The 17,570-nt window shown below is 42.4% G+C and carries 13 protein-coding genes; 9 read left to right on the top strand and 4 right to left on the bottom strand.

Annotated elements, in window-relative coordinates:
* Positions 1–829: 829 nt before the first annotated feature.
* Entirely contained in the window at positions 830–1,447 is a 618-nt protein-coding gene (locus ACS8FA_RS20405; protein WP_102092149.1) for a flavodoxin family protein, read from the bottom strand.
* 733 nt (positions 1,448–2,180) lie between these two features.
* Between ACS8FA_RS20405 and ACS8FA_RS20400 the strand changes: the two genes are divergently transcribed.
* Positions 2,181–2,837: a YeeE/YedE thiosulfate transporter family protein gene (locus tag ACS8FA_RS20400; protein ID WP_265089093.1), complete on the top strand. Its 657-nt coding sequence runs from the start codon at positions 2,181–2,183 to the stop codon at positions 2,835–2,837.
* The gene (locus ACS8FA_RS20395; protein ID WP_265089092.1) at positions 2,831–3,433 is read left to right on the top strand and encodes a YeeE/YedE thiosulfate transporter family protein; all 603 of its coding nucleotides are present in this window, start codon (positions 2,831–2,833) and stop codon (positions 3,431–3,433) included. Before ACS8FA_RS20400 ends, ACS8FA_RS20395 begins: the two co-directional genes overlap by 7 nt.
* A 225-nt stretch (positions 3,434–3,658) precedes the next feature.
* On the opposite strand, the gene ACS8FA_RS20390 is transcribed toward ACS8FA_RS20395, so the two are convergent.
* On the bottom strand, positions 3,659–4,537 hold the full coding sequence (locus ACS8FA_RS20390; protein WP_101204787.1) for a purine nucleoside phosphorylase YfiH/LACC1 family protein: 879 nt from the start codon (positions 4,535–4,537) through the stop codon (positions 3,659–3,661).
* Positions 4,538–4,577: 40 nt separating this feature from the next.
* Positions 4,578–5,813 carry an RluA family pseudouridine synthase gene (locus ACS8FA_RS20385; protein WP_439267222.1) on the bottom strand — a complete coding sequence of 412 codons (1,236 nt, stop codon included), beginning with the start codon at positions 5,811–5,813 and terminating at the stop codon, positions 4,578–4,580.
* Between the two features lie 758 nt (positions 5,814–6,571).
* Between ACS8FA_RS20385 and bamD the strand changes: the two genes are divergently transcribed.
* From bamD to ACS8FA_RS20350, 7 genes are all read left to right on the top strand, one after another.
* Positions 6,572–7,753 (top strand): outer membrane protein assembly factor BamD, encoded by a 1,182-nt coding sequence (bamD, locus tag ACS8FA_RS20380; protein WP_424510056.1) that lies wholly within the window; start codon positions 6,572–6,574, stop codon positions 7,751–7,753.
* A gap of 147 nt (positions 7,754–7,900) precedes the next feature.
* The gene (locus ACS8FA_RS20375) at positions 7,901–10,120 is read left to right on the top strand and encodes a DNA primase (RefSeq protein WP_439267224.1); all 2,220 of its coding nucleotides are present in this window, start codon (positions 7,901–7,903) and stop codon (positions 10,118–10,120) included.
* Between the two features lie 530 nt (positions 10,121–10,650).
* Complete coding sequence (gene rpoD / locus ACS8FA_RS20370; RefSeq protein WP_101204784.1) at positions 10,651–12,573, top strand: RNA polymerase sigma factor RpoD; 1,923 nt, start codon at positions 10,651–10,653, stop codon at positions 12,571–12,573.
* A 381-nt stretch (positions 12,574–12,954) separates the two neighbouring features.
* Positions 12,955–13,398, top strand: coding sequence for a MarR family winged helix-turn-helix transcriptional regulator (locus tag ACS8FA_RS20365; protein WP_439267225.1), 444 nt, complete (start codon positions 12,955–12,957; stop codon positions 13,396–13,398).
* Between the two features lie 16 nt (positions 13,399–13,414).
* The gene (locus ACS8FA_RS20360; RefSeq protein ID WP_439267226.1) at positions 13,415–14,209 is read left to right on the top strand and encodes a siderophore-interacting protein; all 795 of its coding nucleotides are present in this window, start codon (positions 13,415–13,417) and stop codon (positions 14,207–14,209) included.
* A gap of 30 nt (positions 14,210–14,239) precedes the next feature.
* Complete coding sequence (locus ACS8FA_RS20355; RefSeq protein ID WP_439267227.1) at positions 14,240–14,755, top strand: DUF2798 domain-containing protein; 516 nt, start codon at positions 14,240–14,242, stop codon at positions 14,753–14,755.
* A gap of 542 nt (positions 14,756–15,297) precedes the next feature.
* Entirely contained in the window at positions 15,298–15,606 is a 309-nt protein-coding gene (locus tag ACS8FA_RS20350; protein ID WP_101204781.1) for an ArsR/SmtB family transcription factor, read from the top strand.
* A 370-nt stretch (positions 15,607–15,976) separates the two neighbouring features.
* On the opposite strand, the gene ACS8FA_RS20345 is transcribed toward ACS8FA_RS20350, so the two are convergent.
* Complete coding sequence (locus ACS8FA_RS20345; RefSeq protein ID WP_439267229.1) at positions 15,977–17,476, bottom strand: SulP family inorganic anion transporter; 1,500 nt, start codon at positions 17,474–17,476, stop codon at positions 15,977–15,979.
* Positions 17,477–17,570 lie beyond the last annotated feature (94 nt).

Genomic DNA, 17,570 nt, shown 5'->3' with positions numbered 1-17,570 from the left:
CGGTTATTCTGTTTTATTTGCTAATACATTCTTAAGAGATAAAAAAATCAGCACAGCGCACTTTTTATATCAGGTAAATCGGTTGCAAATATCAGCAAGCATCGAACAATTTTGTTAGAAAACTCGTACTATAGGATACTTGACTATTTGGTCAGCTTTCAACATATTATCACTATTCTTATTTATAACACAACCCGTTAAAATGCCTATAGATACTATCGAACAGTTAGCAAATAATTGGTGAATAACTTAAATCTAAGGGAATATCTATACGGTTTGTAGATTTTATTCATTACTCAGCCACTCAAAACCAGACACTGTTTTTATAAATATTTCTAATTTTATACATAGTGAATAATAAAGCTGAGCGTTAGATAAGCCGTACTCCAAACAGTGAGATAGCTTGCATAATAGCTTGCATAATAGCTTGCGTAAAAACAGTGTCAAATACATATATCGCCTTTAAACTGCTATGAGCAGCTGATTTTTATATATAATGTCTGCAAATAAGCCCGACTCTTCACTACTATTATTTCTAATGATGGATAATCGTGACATATCGTTGGGCTAGCATCGTTTTTGAGATATTACTATGAAGTCATTTGCCTTTACCTATTTGCTAGTGGCAACGATGTTGTTAGGAGGTTGTCAATCGTTTCAATTCGTTGACAGTCCTATCCCCGTGAAGCCCGCCCCTATTAAGCTTGTTACTCCATAAAAATCCTAGCACTTAATAGAACTTACCGCTCAATAAAAATTGGCGCAAAAAAAAGCAGACATCAATAATGTCTGCTTTTTTATTCGATTGCTCTGTCGGTTCTAGCTGCTTTTATAGCTTAGCATCAGCTGGTTGATGCTTAATAATCGTTTTGGCCAGATGATCACCAAACCAAATAGCAGTATCAATATCGCCCGAACCTGGTGTCTCTTCAGGTGGGCCATCAAGCGACTGAGTCATTAGACCCAAAAAGCTAGACAGACGGTTCAAATCATGAGCCTCATGACCTGTCGGCATCAATGGCAAACCAATCCAGTTCATACCATGTTGCATCGCATATAGAGAAATCTGCTGCAATACAGCAAGTTTATCACCACTCAGGCCGCCCGAATTGGCAAACGCTGCTGCCCACTTACCTTCCCATTTACGATGATACCAACGCTTAGATGTCTCATCCATAAAAGTCTTAAATTCAGCCGTCACACTGCCCATATACACTGCGCTGCCGAAAACCAGCAAATCTGCCTGATCTAAGTAGTCCCAATCAACATCATACACATCGACAGCCTTGGCTTGCGCTTCTGGCAACTGCTGATGCGCACCTTGTACTATCGCCTCAGCGACACGCTTGGTATGACCATAATTACTATGGAAGATAACAGCGATTGAGACATTAGGCGCGTTATCAGTAGATGTAGAGGTGTTAGACGATTTAGCAGGTGTATTCATACGTACTCTAATAATAAATAATTGGTTGAATAATGAAACTTATAAAATATTGGATACTTAGCCACAGTCGATAGTTAGTGGCCTCACTTTCACAATAAATGCTTATCGATAGCTCAAGCTCTTAAGCTTTCAGGCGATACAATAGAATCGAGCCGAGCAACGTTTCTTTGAGTCAATTTAACTGGTAAAAACATCAATAATGATAGAGCAATCGCATAGTCTTTAACTGCACTGTCTTTAATTACATAGTCTCTATACGTCAGCGTATACATACCAGTATATATGCGACGACCTTCATTGAATTCAAGCCCATTGTATCAGACGTATTTTTGTTTTTAAGTTATTTATTAAAGTCTGGCTAATCAGATCACATATACTTTTAATATATTTTGTATAAATGGGTCAGTCGCGTTAACTGATAATGTGACACAAACAAATTCCTGATACCTAATAAACCTATAATTATCAGCACTATAGATAACTATTGATATAAGGTCATATACACAGCGGTTTATTTATTCCATATCATCATATACTAATTCTACTTTTTCTAACCACTTCGTATTTACATTGATAACAATAGGATTATGATGTAGCGCTTCTTACTGCTAAACCAAATCAATCGAATTAACAGCCGTACAGTTTCCAATTCTGCAAACCTGCGCAACTATACTCATATAAATTCTTATAAAAATGATATCTGATAACATCATCGGATAAGGAAGCTATTACCTTGACTACTCTCGTTCAACCTGTAAACGACACAAAAGATCCTATCGTCAGAGATGATATGGCCCTAAATGCACCACAAAAACCCTTAATTATGGGTGGTGGCATCGTAGGATTGATTGTGCTTGCATACCTACTAGCCACTCAACATATCTCTCAATCACTCTTGCTTGGCATAGGTCTTTTGTTAGGCTATACCCTTTTTCATGCTCGCTTTGGTTTTACCTCTGCTTTTAGACGTATGATGGCAGTGGGTAACGGTCAGGCGATGCGTTCACACATGCTGATGTTGGCAGTTGCTGTCACGCTATTTGCGCCAATCCTTGCTTATGGCACGACGCTATTTGGCGGTCCTGTCGCAGGTTATGTCGCGCCATTAGGGGTCAGTCTAGTCGTAGGTGCATTTGTATTTGGTATCGGCATGCAACTTGGTGGCGGCTGTGCCTCTGGTACGCTCTATGCGGTAGGCGGTGGACGCTCTGTTATGTTCATCACCTTTATTTTCTTCATAGTGGGCGCCACGATTGGTGCTTATCACTTGCCATTCTGGACAGAAGAGATGCCCGCTTATGCGCCTTTCTCTTTGGCAACCTCTACAGGTCTTGGTTATACAGGTGCATGGCTGGTGTCGCTGGCCATATTCGGCATTATCGCATGGTGACGTTAGTCGTTGAGAAAAAAAGAAACGCACCAAAGATGGCGCCCGTACCTTCTGAGTCTGGTTGGAAACGAATCTTTCGTGGTTCTTGGCCGCTTTTTGCTGCCGCAATCGTTCTGGCTTTACTTAACGGTCTGACATTACTTACACGTGGTCAACCGTGGGGCATTACGTCAGCATTTACATTGTGGGGCTCTAAAATTGCAAGCGGCTTTGGCATGGATGTGGCTAGCTGGGGCTATTGGCAAGGGGCTAATGCAGCGGCTCTTGAAGCTTCTATCTTTGCAGATTCGACCACTGTATTGAATATCGGCATTATCATTGGCGCGTTTATCGCCTCTGCTGCGGGTGGCTTGTTTAAGTTTACTAAGATTACTGCAGGTAACTTTGCAGCGTCAGTCATTGGCGGATTGATGATGGGGTACGGTGCACGTCTCGCGTTCGGTTGTAATATCGGCGCTTACTTCGGTGGTATCGCTTCTTTTAGCTTACATGGTTATATCTGGGGCATACTGGCAATGGCAGGTACGTTCTTGGCACTGTATTTACGTCCTCTATTTGGCTTATCAGTACCAAAATCTAGCGACTCTGTTTGTTAATACAGATTTTGTACCAATACAGACCTTGTATTAATACAAATGTAGCATTCAAATAAAAAACAGCAGAATAATCTGCTGTTTTTTATTTGTTTATCACTTTGTTTCTACTATTCATTATTATATAGTCAAAGAAATCTAAAACAGCTACAAGGCAGCCGACCGTAGATTGTACATCTAGGGAGGGTAACACCGTAGCGGTTTAGTAGTTCGCTGACTATAAAGCTGCTAACGACGAACGATGACCAGTGCCATCCGACCCGTTGCAGGTTGCTGCATATGAGTCTGACGGCGATACGAGTAATAGTGAGTATCAGCGTAACTACAGTCAACAGGTAAGTCATTCATGACTGTAGCACCAGCAGCTTCTAACTGCATGGCAGCAAGCTTCGGTAAATCCAACTTTATCTTGTCATCATAAGACGATATAGAAAATAGCGACACAAAGTTATCGATATGTGCCTGTGATAAAGTCTGGTTAGCTATACACCCAGATAATAGTTTATCGCGAACGTCTGTATTTACTTCATAGTTTTCCTGACTGATACAAACGCCTATCCAAGCTTGTATAGGGCCTGAATCGGTAAAGCGATTAACAGTTTCTTGTATCACACCGCAGGCCAATCCTTGCCAGCCTGCATGAATCGCTGCGATTTTGCCACTGGTAGGTTGATATAACACGATAGGCACACAATCTGCCGTCATGATTGCCAGACCGCGACCATTTTGTTGACTGACCATCGCATCAGCAGACAGTGGCGCCATATTCAGTGTAGTAGCATCGACATCATGAATATGTTTACCATGAACCTGACTGACCCAATGCAAGCGATTAATAGCCTCATGCTGCTCATTTTGTGCAGACTTATCTGTCAGTTGCTCATTGATAGCAGCCAATAGACTCATGCGGTTATCTAATACTTGTAGTGCATTATCATTGACATGCAGACCTAGATTTAGCTCGCCGTAATTTGACTGACCCTCATACCCTGTACGCTGGTTTTTAGCAGCAGAATCATCAATATCATCATACACAAAAGCAGCCGTCTGAAAAACAGCCACATCATCAATTTGCGCAATCATTGTCATCGGGAACGTGTTCGTCATGGCTGCTCGCTCTCACCTCTCATCTAGTAAACGTTAGCGTTTACTCTTCATAATAACCGTCGCTTAGTACGGCCATCAGTTTTTGCATGTCTTCAGGTAGTGGCGTCGTGACTTCAATGTCCTCACCTGTCGTCGGATGCACGAATCCTAACGTATAGGCATGCAGTGCTTGGCGCGGGAAATTATTAATAGCTTGACGCTGAGCTTCTGTCAATCCAGAGCGCAACTGACGACGGCCACCATAGACACGGTCACCGACTAGTGGATAAGTAATGTGACTTAGATGCACACGAATTTGATGCGTACGTCCGGTCTCAAGTCCGACATCTAGCAGACAGTAGTTTTCGTTCAATGGTGTGACATTTAATAGATGCGTTACCGCTTCACGGCCAGCGGTCATCACCGTCATTTTAGTACGCTGATTACGATGTCGGCCAATCGGTGCATCGATACGACGATGACGAGATAAACTTGCTTGGTCCCCTGCCACCACACACTTATAGTGACGATAAACAGACTTGTCTTTTAGTTGTTCCATCAGTGCCATCTGAGCAGGTTTGGTTTTGCCAATCAATAGCAATCCAGAGGTGTCTTTATCAATACGATGCACGAGACCTGCACGCGGTAGATGATGCTGCTGAGGATAGTGATATAGCAATGCATTGACCAAAGTGCCGTTTTGGTTACCAGCGCCAGGATGAACCACCATACCGACAGGTTTATTGATTACCAGTACGTCATCATCTTCATAGACAACATCGATATCTATGTTTTCTGGTTGGTCTTCGCCATGCTGCTGTAACGTCGTTGATAGATGCAATACATCATCTGCTTTGACACGAACTTTCGGTTTTTGAACACTGCCGTTATAGAGCAGACTGCCGTCAGTAATCCAGTTCTGAAGTTGTACACGCGAAAAGTCCGAAAACGCTTGTGAGGCGACCTTATCAATACGCAGACCAGCTTGATCTTCTGTGACCACATGCGTCATGTCTACAATCACTGGTACAGCTTGGCCCGCTACTGGGGCTTCATCGTCGTCTCCGTCCATGTCGCTGTCATCAATATCATTATCATCAATGTCGCTATCGTTCAGATCATTACCATCATCGATGAGCAACTCTTCATTATCAAGCGCATCATCATGCACTTGATCACTCATCATTGGTTGATTATCAGGTAACTCATTATTGTTCAAAACTTCATTTGGCATTGGTGACTCTTGTGCTGATGAATCAGTATCTAGCGATTGATTCGGTGATAAATTGGTAGTCATGGCATCATTATTCATAGCGGATTGATACATTGATACGTGGCAAAGCCCCTGACAGTGTTTTGTGAGGTGACTTCGAAGATAGTATTATAAATAGCAGTATAAAAAATTGTCGTTTTTTAATTATCGTTTTTTGCCTATAAATGGCAAATAACAACCTTCAAGGTACAAAAAAGCGAAGACAATACCGCTCTAGTGTACCATGTTGCAGGCATAAGCCCTATAGAAGCTGCATGCTATCTGTTAATTTTTGAGCGTACCTTTGGGCTGTAAGATGCATCGTTTAACTCTCTAGAACATGACATTGCTGTAATTTACTGTATATTTACTCATGCTAGCGACATTCGATATCGCTCGTGACAGCCGCTCATGTTAAACTGCCTATACAATATAGATGGCGAAAAAATAGACGTAGCAAATGTTATTCTATAAAGTATAGCCATGTTTTGCTGTATGCTATGGCACTGTATGCGAATGCCGTACTTAGATACAGTTTGAAAATGGCATTGGGTTTTGTTGACCGTGTTTGCCATTTAAACCGTTTGATTATGGTTGAATGCACGTGGTCTATGACTGGCTTACTATACAAGCACTATGTATCAGACCCAATCTATCAGTACAATACGTCATAACAAAAACTGCATTCGATAAAAAATTTTTGCTGGTGGATCGCTGAATATTTAGCGTCGTTTTTTATCACTAACCTTTTATATAGCATGATAGCGCCGCTGCTATTATGCGTCTTGTGTCGGAGAAGAAGTATGCAAGCTGTTGGCAATACGTTTATCAAACTGTCCTCAATAACCCTACTGGCGCTTAGCGTCAACCTAGTGGGTTGCCAGACTTTTAAAAATCTAACTGGCGCCAAAGATGGTGAGGCAGTAGAAACAGCTGAAAAATCAGAGCAAGGGTATTATAACGAAGCCGTCAATCAAATTGACAAAGGTCACTATATCCAAGGTATCGAAGAGCTGACCAATCTACGCACATTCTACCCAACCGGACAGTACGCTGAGCAAGCCTTGCTTGACATGATGTATGCACAATACGAAGGCGACAAGTATGAAATGGCGGCAGCAAGTGCTGAGCAGTTCATCCGCCTGTATCCGTCTAACCCACAAGTCAGCTACGCCTACTATGTGCGCGGCGTTGCCAATATGGAAGGTTCATCTGAAAGCCTAAAGCTATTTAAACTGAACCAAGCTGAGCGTGATACCGCGTATTTGCGTATTGCCTTTGCCAACTTCCAAGAGCTTATCAATAAATATCCAAACAGCCCGTATGCACCAGATGCCGCTCAACGTATGACGTTCATCTACAATCAGTTTGCTGAGAGCGAAATGAGCGCAGCCAACTGGTATATCGAGCGTGAAGCTTATGTAGCAGCGGTTAACCGTGCCAAATGGGTATTCCAGTACTACCCGCTGAGTGAGTCAACCCCAGATGCTCTTGCGGTACTAGCTTATAGCCATGAAAAACTGGGTCTAACCGATTTGGCCAATGAGTACAAAACGCTGTTGCAGATCAACTACCCAGAAATGCTAACTAGTAATGGTAGTGTGAAATTAAGCACCAAACGTGACCGTACTTGGCTCAACAAGATCACCTTTGGCAAGCTTGGTCGTTCGAACACGACTGACAAATCAGTCGCATCTGGCGAGTATAACGGCGCAACTAAGACACAAATGATTCGTAATGCGGCTCAGTTGAGATTAGCAGGGGCTAACACGACGCCTGCTAATACTCCAGTCGCTAATAATGCTGCTGCACGTAATGGTATTAGCGTAGGCTTAGGTCTACCTGAAGCGTCAGCTGAGCGCGTAACCAGTCAATCAAGCACTGGCTCAACTGCAAGAGAAGCCAACGTCGATCCCCTAAATACCAATCCGACACGTCGCACTACGCTAAATGACGACAGTGTGAGTGATATGGATAATAATTGATTACGTTAAGTCTCTTCTTAGCTTAGCCTAACTAACACAGTCTGTATTCATTGATAATAAGGTCAACATTATGTTGGCCTTATTTTTCTAGCAGTACCTTATTACCTCTGCCCCAACATAATCGACCTATGGTAAACTGTTTTTTGTATGAGCATTCCTAACCATATTCTTGAACAACTAAATAGCCAAGCTGACCTGATCAGCATCATTGGCAAACACACCACGCTTAAACGGGCTGGTAGTGAATATAAAGGCTGCTGCCCTTTTCATGGTGAAAAATCGCCTTCCTTTTATGTCAATCCACAAAAAAACATCTATCACTGCTTCGGCTGTAGCGTCGGTGGCAATGCCATCAGTTTTTTGCGTGATTATGAGAATTTGACATTCATTGAAGCGGTTAATGAACTAGCAAAGCAAACAGGCATTGAAGTACCGAAAGAAGAACAGCAAAACGTTAGTTATCAACGTCGCGCACCCAAACCTATTGCACCGCCGCCTGTGCACAATGTGCCTAGCCCAACTGTAGAACATAGCAAAGTAAGCCAAGACGGTACAAATCAAGACAACCATCAAAATAATCGTCAAGACATTTATCAAGACAGTCATCAAAACAATGTCGTCCAAAGTGACCAAAACTACATCGACCAGCCCATTTATGATGACAATCAGGGCTATGAGAATTTCCCGCCGTTAGAGGCGTATGATTCAGCGTCATATTCGATGGACTCCTATTCCTCAGAGCCGTATTCACCAAACCATTCAGCTGACAGTGGCTATCCGCCAGCATGGCTGACAGATACCGATACTAGCGCTGGTATGCAGGGCGCTCATGACATTGGCCAAAACGATGATAAAGATGGCAATCTATATGAGCTACTAGAGCAAATCCAACAATTCTATCAGCACAACCTAACCACGCATCCCCATGCCAAGCACTACTTTTTATCGCGCGGTATCACTGAAGACATCTTTGAGACCTTCGGTCTTGGCTATGCACCATTTGGTTGGCAGCATCTTGAGCATCAATTTCCACAGGATATTGAAGGTCTAAAAGCTTTAGGATTGGTACGTCAGTCAGAGTCTGGCCGCGACTACGATCTATTGCGCGACCGAGTCATCTTCCCAATCCGTGATAACCAAGGCCGCACTATTGGTTTTGGCGGTCGGGCGCTCGATGACGAAGTAAAGCCTAAATATATCAACTCCTCAGACTCGCCCGTCTTTCATAAGCAGCATGTACTATACGGCTATTATGAATCACGTCAGCAGCGCGCAGACAGCTGGCTGGTGGTCGAAGGCTATATGGATGTGATCGCCCTTTATCAAGCGGGTATCTATGGGGCAATTGCCTCGATGGGTACAGCGATTAATGAAAGCCAAATATCGCGTCTACTGACACTCAACCCAACGCTTACTTTGAGCTTTGATGGAGATAGCGCAGGACAAAAAGCCGCTTGGCGTACACTTGAAGTTGCACTGCCTGTACTAGCCGATGATAAAGAACTGCGGTTTTTAACCCTGCCTAACAATCATGATCCTGATACTTTTATTAAGAGTCAGGGCAGCGATGCCATGCGTGAGCAAATCGCTAATGCCATGCCGCTATCACAGTATATTTTTGCGTATTTGAGTGAACGTTATGACATGAGTCTGGCTGAAGGCAAAGCCAAGCTTATGTCCCAAGTACGATCATTGACGACCGCCTTGCCCAAAGGCAGTAGCTTTCGCTATTTGCTCAACAATGACGTTTATCAAAAGCTTGGCGGTAAACGCAGTCAGAATGTCGAGGCTAAAGATGCGCTGCTGGATTTTGATGGTGATATGACCATCAGTCAGCAATTGCAGCTTTGCTTTTTGTTTCAGCCGCGCGCGTTAATCGACGACCCTATTGAGTCGATTTGGCAACAGTCAGGGATTAATGGTTTACACCTACCTGCTCATATCAAACAAAAAGCATCACCTGATACCCTGCGTCCGCTTGCGTGGGAAGACTTGCAAGATGCTGCCCTGCTAGACATCGTAAGCACTATTAAGCGCTGTCTTAATTACCTACCAAAAGACGTCAATGCAGCGGCGCATTTTATTTTATCAAACGTAAAACCTGCGACTCAAGATATGCTCAGCCGTAATTGGGGCGGCTTCTATAAAGCGCTAACCGCACGTAATATTTTGGGGCTTGATGGCCTAATCGAAGAGCTAGTCAGTCAGCTGCTTGAGCGCAACATGAAGAAAAAAATACAAGAGCTGATACAGAACCCAGATCATATTAAGCTTGCGATCGTCCGTAAACAAACCCAATTATTGAATGATTGGCTACGCGCACAGCAGGCAGAGCAATCGGCACAGATGGTCACTGTGCAGTCTTAATGTTTAATTTCAAATGTTGACCCTTTAAAAGTCTAGCAGCTGCCCCCACTACTAATGATTATGCCCAGTAGCATGAGTCGCTCCTAAATCATTTAGCTGATGGCAAATAATCAGTAAAAAATGGTCGGTAGCTATCACTAGCTCGTGCTTGACGACTGTGGTCTGTGTTAAACTGTGTCGCTGTATATTGACAGCACTGCTTGGTGAATGATTGTGAGCATGCATCGTTAAGCACAAATTTTAGGTATTATTTTTACGTATCAGCTTTTAGATACTATTTTTGAGTATTAAATTTTAAGTACTATATTTTTTTGGGTACTGTATTGAAGTCTTTTTAGCTTTTCTAATTTTTAGCTGTTTATCAGCATTGTTATTGTAGTGTTTTGAGCCTTTATTCATATCAACTCATTTTTGATATTATTGACAACCTCTACGCCATATTTTGATCAATCGATTGATAAGATCAACGCAAAGAGCGAGCGATAGCGTGTCACAATATAAAAATGTCCGATGCAAGTAAGCGAGTATTTATGAACGATAAGTCAGTTTCTAAGTCCACATCTCAACTGGCCACCTTAATCCAAATGGGCAAAGAGCAAGGGTATCTTACCTACGCTGAGGTGAATGACCAGCTGCCCGACTCTATTACCGAAAGCGATCAGATCGAAGACATTGTGCAAATGCTGACCGATGTCGGTATCAAAATCTTTGAATCAGCTCCTGATGCCGATGACATCTTGATGAACGATGATTCAAGTGATGATGATATGGCAGCAGATGAGGCAGCGGCAGTACTCGCCTCTGTTGAAACTGAGCCTGGTCGTACCACTGACCCTGTACGTATGTATATGCGTGAAATGGGTACGGTTGACCTACTGACTCGCGAAGGCGAAATTGCCATTGCTAAGCGTATCGAAGAAGGTATTCGTGATGTACAGCATGCCATGTCTTACTGGCCTGGTACCGTACAGTTTGTCCTTGACGAGTATCAAAAAGTCCAAGACGGCGAAAAAAAGCTATCTGACGTCATCACTGGTTTCTTAGACCCTGAGACCGAAGAAGACAAAATCGCAGCTCAAGAAGCAAAGGAAGCGGCGAAAGAAGAGCGTGAGCGCATTAAAGAAGAAAAAGAAAACCCACCAGTTATCAAAGCTAAGGTCAATGCGAAAGCAGCCGCGCTTGATAATGACGACGAAGATGAAGATGACGTTGAAGACGAAGCTGAAGAAGAAACCAGCGGTCTTGATCCAGAAGAAGTTCGTTTACGCCTAGAAGAGATCGAGCATCTATTTATTAAAGCCAAGCAAGCATTGCTTGATTATGGCCGTGGTAGCGTACAGGCTGATACCGCGTATGCCCTACTTGCTGAACGCTTTATGATGCTAAAGCTAAACAATCGCTTGTCAGACCAAGTCATGGCCATCATGCATGATGTCTATGACGACGTGCGTAAGCAAGAGCGTCAAATCATGCGTTTGGTAATTCGCCGTGGTCGTATGCCGCGTGAAGAGTTCCGTAAGACCTTCCCTAGCAATGAAACCAATGTTGATTGGTTGATTGAGCGTATCAAAGGTAAGCCTGCATTTGCTGGTACGCTAGAAAAAGTTACTGATGACGTTATTTTACTACAACGTCGTATCCGTGATTATGAGCAGCAGCTCGACATGAAAATCCACGACATGAAAGATGTGGCACGTCGCATGGCTGTCGGTGAAGCAAAAGCTCGCCGCGCGAAAAAAGAAATGGTTGAAGCTAACCTACGCCTGGTTATCTCTATCGCCAAAAAATATACCAACCGTGGCCTACAGTTCTTGGATCTTATCCAAGAAGGTAATATCGGTCTGATGAAAGCCGTTGATAAGTTCGAATATCGCCGTGGTTATAAGTTCTCGACCTATGCTACTTGGTGGATTCGTCAGGCGATTACTCGTTCTATCGCTGACCAAGCGCGCACCATTCGTATCCCTGTGCATATGATTGAGACGATTAACAAGATCAACCGTGTCTCACGTCAGTTGCTACAGGAAATGGGTCGCGAGCCAACACCTGAGGAATTAGGCGAACGCTTAGAGATGGACGAAGTTAAAGTCCGTAAAGTGCTGAAAATTGCCAAAGAGCCTATCTCTATGGAAACCCCTATCGGTGATGATGAAGATTCGCACCTAGGTGATTTTATCGAAGATGGTACGATCTCAAGCCCTGTTGATGATGCGACTGCTGCTGGTCTGCAAGAAGCGACGCGTGATGTACTGGGGAACCTCACTGAGCGTGAAGCACGTGTCCTAAAAATGCGTTTCGGTATCGATATGCCAACGGATCATACTTTGGAAGAAGTCGGTAAGCAGTTTGATGTAACGCGTGAGCGTATTCGTCAGATCGAGGCAAAAGCATTACGTAAATTGCGTCATCCATCACGTTCTGAGCACTTGCGCTCTTTCCTTGAAAATGATTAGATTCTCAGAGAAATACTGAGCCTAGTTAATAGGTTTCAGATAGTTGCTAAAAATAAAAAAGCTGAGTATATCTCAGCTTTTTTTGTGCCTGTTTTTTAATTCTAGAAATTATTAATCATAGTGTTTGTTAATTACAATTTTTTTAATTGCAAAGCTGTTTAATTACAAAGCTTCTTAATTACAAAGTCTCCTACTCATAAAACCCTTCAATCTAAGAGCTCCTCGTTCAATATATCCCTATTTTCCTAACCCTCTACTGTCTTCTCTTATTCAAAATTATCAAATTATAGATAGACACACTCTTTCAAAAACCACTTTATAGTTGACACTATCAACCTTATTCTATATAGTTGCTTCTATCAACTATATCAAAGAGTTTTTATGTCTAATAATTCATTGAGCGAAACACTACATCAATTGATGCATACCTATACCAATCTATTGCTAGAAGGCATTCGCCAGCAAGGGGTAGAGTTGTCAGTAACCAATATCAGAACCTTAAAAGGTGTGTGTTATAACCCCAATAGCACTGCGCTATCTATCTCTAAACATATGCAGCGAGACAAAGCGCAAATCACTCGTGCCTTAAATGACCTTTTGGCGGCTGAGCTAATCTTGAAGACAGATAACCCGCTTGATGGTCGCAGCCAATTACTACAGCTGACATCTAAAGGCGAAGATGTTATGACAAAGCTTGATGCAGCAGAAGAATGGACAAGACAGCAATTAACAAAAGATTTAAGCCTCGTAGAGCTTGCGTTATTTTTCCGTGTCAGTCGCACCATGATAGACAACGTTAGCACCAGCAAGACTACCGATAAATAAGTAAGGACAGATCCGTATGAATAACACAATAAATCAAAAACCAGTACGCGAAATCATGACCGTTGCTCACAAGCAAATGATTACTCCGCACTACATCCGTATATACCTCACAGGCCAAGCAGATACTATTGCCAATATCGCGACCATGACAGTTGGCGCAAACAATAAAGTGCTTATTCCCATCGATAAAGCTCAGCCAATTGACCTAAATGACAATACTACATTCGTTGTTCGCACTTATACTCATCGCGGCGCCGATGTAGCAAAACAACAGATCTGGATTGATTTTGTCGCTCATGGTGATGAGGCACCCGCTTCAGGCTGGGCCACTCATGCTGAGGTTGGCGACGAGCTCGGTATCTTAATGAAGCCTAAAACCAAAGCGCTTTGTCCTGATGCAGATAATTTTCTACTGATTGGCGATGCCACAGCGATACCAGTGCTCGGCTCAATACTAGAAACCTTGCCTGCCAGCGCGACTGGTCAATGCATCATCGAAGTACACGGTGTAGAAGATGAGCAAGAGTTGTCGACAGCAGCCAATATCACCATGACATGGTTACACAACCCAGATCCAACGCAAGGTAGCCAATTAATCGACATAGTGAAATCTCTCGATTTGCCAACTGCAGAACAGAGCCGTTTTGCTTATATCGCTAGCGAATTCTCATCTATCAAAGCCCTTCGTCATTATCTAAAGGTCGAGCAACAGTGGTCTAAAGATGAGCTATATGCCTTTTCTTACTGGAAAGCAGGTGTTGCAGAAGACCAATCTGTAAGCGATCGACAGGCAGAAAAAAACACTGACTAATTAAACGCTCTTTATGAGAGGAAAATAACGATGCCGGCAAATACCGAGACCCTGCTCATTGGTGGCAATAAAAATAGTGGCGCTAAGAGTGATGGCACTAAAAAAACACCGTTGCTCTACAAAGTGTTATTAATCCTTGTCTTAATGACTATCATAGGTGGTCTCTTAACAGGTGTGATGACCTATATGAATGTCGGATATTCCGATACATTTTTTATAGACTGGTCTAGAGCGCTACTAGCGGCGTATGCGATCATGCCGATTGGTTTCTTACTGATGGGTCTGGTCACAAAATTTATTAATCATAAGCTACCTAATACCAAAGCGTACAAGCGCAATCTCATTACAGGTGTGTTGATGGCTTGTATAATGGAGTCTATGTTGGCCTTTAGTACTGCCTCAAAGACGATTGGTTTTGCTAATCAAACGGCATTTTTAAATGGCTGGTTAGAAGGGTTTCTAGTTGCATTACCAGTAGGATTGACGTTAATGGTCATCGTTTCTATGACTATTAAACCAAAAATTGAGGCATTTCTAAAAAGCTAAGATATCACAACTATGCTTATTAGGTTTTTCGGTACTCTACCGCGATGCTAACCAGATTAATGAAAAAGCTTAATAAAATTGAAAAACATAAAGCATTAAGGGCGTGTTGAATATTCAATACGCCCTTGTCATGTCAGAAGCTTTCTAATACTATTTTACTGCTTATTATGTCAAAACTTACGTGTATTTAATAAGTCAGTCGTAACAACGTTTAGTGTTAAGTTCGATTTGAAACAGTCTTTTTTTGTCCATCATATATTGTTACTATTCGACAATATTCCGATGACTAGACAGTACAACTGTCATAATTAATCTAGTTTTGGCTGTATACTCTACTGTTATAGAAACGTATAGTCATAATATAAACGCTAGTTATAAGCAGTATCCTACTAGTAGCCGTTTATTTGTATATGGTTGGCACATTGGCGGTAAATAGAATCTACACCGCTTTGGTGTCTAGACCCATATTGAGTAAGCTAAAAATCTAATGTTCCACTCTGACAGTTGTTGATTATTAACTAGGTATCGATATCACATATTTTATGAATACAGAAAACATAATATCTGCACTTAACAACCCCATGCGTCGCCAAATCATAAAGTGGTTGAAGGACAGGTCGAACTTTCCAGCGTCATTACCAGAGCATGCTAATCTGGATGGGGTATGCGTTAGCTACATCCAAGAAAAAGCTGGATTGTCGCAATCAACCATTTCAAACTATATGGGTGTGTTAAAAAAAGCAGGATTGGTTACGTCCGAACGCCATGGACAATGGACGTTTTATCAGCGTCATGAAGCTAATATCGAAGCATTTCTCAATGAAGTTGAAAAAGAGCTGTTGAAGCTTTAAAAAATTCTCATAATCTATAGAGCTATTTTCCTTTGTTACAAAACATCTAGATATTTCAATATAACGATTAACTATCTCCATACCGCATTATCCAAACCAGTTACTTCTTCCCTTCTAGCTATCCCTTCTCTTCTGCCGACATATTACCTTCTAAAATATTTATTCATAAAAGAATATAGTCTTCTAGTCAGTCGCCAGAACAGATGCCTAAATACTCATTACATTTCTGTCGTCCTTAATAAGCCAATAATGAATAGTAAATTCTCTCAATAAATAGCATGTATTCTTGGTTTTAATTCGCATAAAAAAAGCCGAGATACATTCAGCTTTTTTATATTTGTGAATATAATACTACTAATACGTAGCTAATTTAATGCGCGCCTAAGCTTTGCTCAGCATCTGGCTTATCATGCACACCGAAATTGTCTATCATCGCTTGGCTCGCCTCGTTCAAACCGATGAGCTCTACCTCAGTGCCTTCGCGGCGAAATTTAATAATCACTTTATCTATGGCAGCGACTGCTGTCACATCCCAAAAATGCGCGCGCGACACGTCAATGACCACGTTAGAGACAGATTCTTTAATATCGAAGGAGTCAGTCATACGCTCTGCTGATGAGAAAAATACTTGTCCGTCAACTTGATAATAACGCGTTTGCGCTGCTTCATCCATGTGGCTATGCACACTCATATAGCGCTCTATTTTATTGGCAAAGAACAATGCTGACAGCAATACACCAATCAATACGCCATAGGCCAAATTATGCGTTGCGACCACCACAGCGACGGTCGTAATCATGACCACATTACTTTGCAGCGGCTTGGTTTTTAGCTCCTTAAACGAACCCCAGTTAAAAGTACCGATAGACACCATAATCATCACAGCGACCAATGCGGCCATTGGAATAATCTTTAGCCAATCGCTTAAGAACACTACCATCAATAATAAAAATACGCCTGCTACTAAGGTAGAAAGACGCGTATAACCGCCTGATTTGACGTTGATGATAGACTGCCCAATCATCGCACAGCCTGCCATACCGCCAAAAAAGCTACTAACAACATTGGCAATACCTTGACCTTTGCACTCTTGCGTACGGTCGCCTTTGGTGTCGGTTAAATCATCTACGATCGTCATGGTCATCATAGACTCAAGTAAGCCCACTATCGCCAAACTGATAGAATACGGAAAAATAATAATCAACGTATCTAAGTTCAACGGGATATCAGGTATCAAAAACATCGGCAGGGTGTCAGGCAGCTGTCCCATATCATTGATGGTTCGAGCCTCTGCACCTAATAGGATGGCTATAGCCGTCACCAGTACGATACTGACCAATGGCGATGGAATCACTTTACCGATCTTTGGAATATATGGATAGCCATAGATAATAACTAGACCTAGCGCCACAAGACCGTATACATGTACTAAATTTGAACCTGCCTGCGGCATCAGCTCAGGAACCTGCGACATAAAAATCAAAATAGCCAAGGCATTGATAAAGCCGAGCACTACGGATTGCGATACATATTTCATCAGATTCCCTAGCTTTAAGAAGCCAAAGATAATCTGTATAACACCTGTCAGCACACTGGCTGCTAACAAATACTGCAATCCATAATCCTTGACCAGCGTCACCATTAGTAGCGCCATCGCACCAGTCGCCGCCGAAATCATCGCTGGACGACCGCCGACAAACGAAATCACTACCGCGATACAAAATGAGGCATAAAGCCCTACTTGGGGATCGACACCAGCAATGATAGAAAACGCAATCGCTTCAGGGATAAGCGCCAAAGCGACGACCATGCCAGCCAAGACATCGCCGCGCGCATTGGATAGCCAATGCTCTTTAATTGTATTTAACATATTTAACTCAGTTTTGGAGAACTGCTTTAGTCTGTCAATAAACGAAGTATCTAATCACTATTTAGAAAACATCTATTTGGAAAGTATCTAAAAA

The sequence above is a fragment of the Psychrobacter sp. 1Y1 genome (assembly GCF_051847395.2).
Lineage (GTDB): Bacteria > Pseudomonadota > Gammaproteobacteria > Pseudomonadales > Moraxellaceae > Psychrobacter.
Note: the sequence above shows the minus strand (reverse complement) of the source record. Positions and strands in the feature narration are given on the sequence as shown.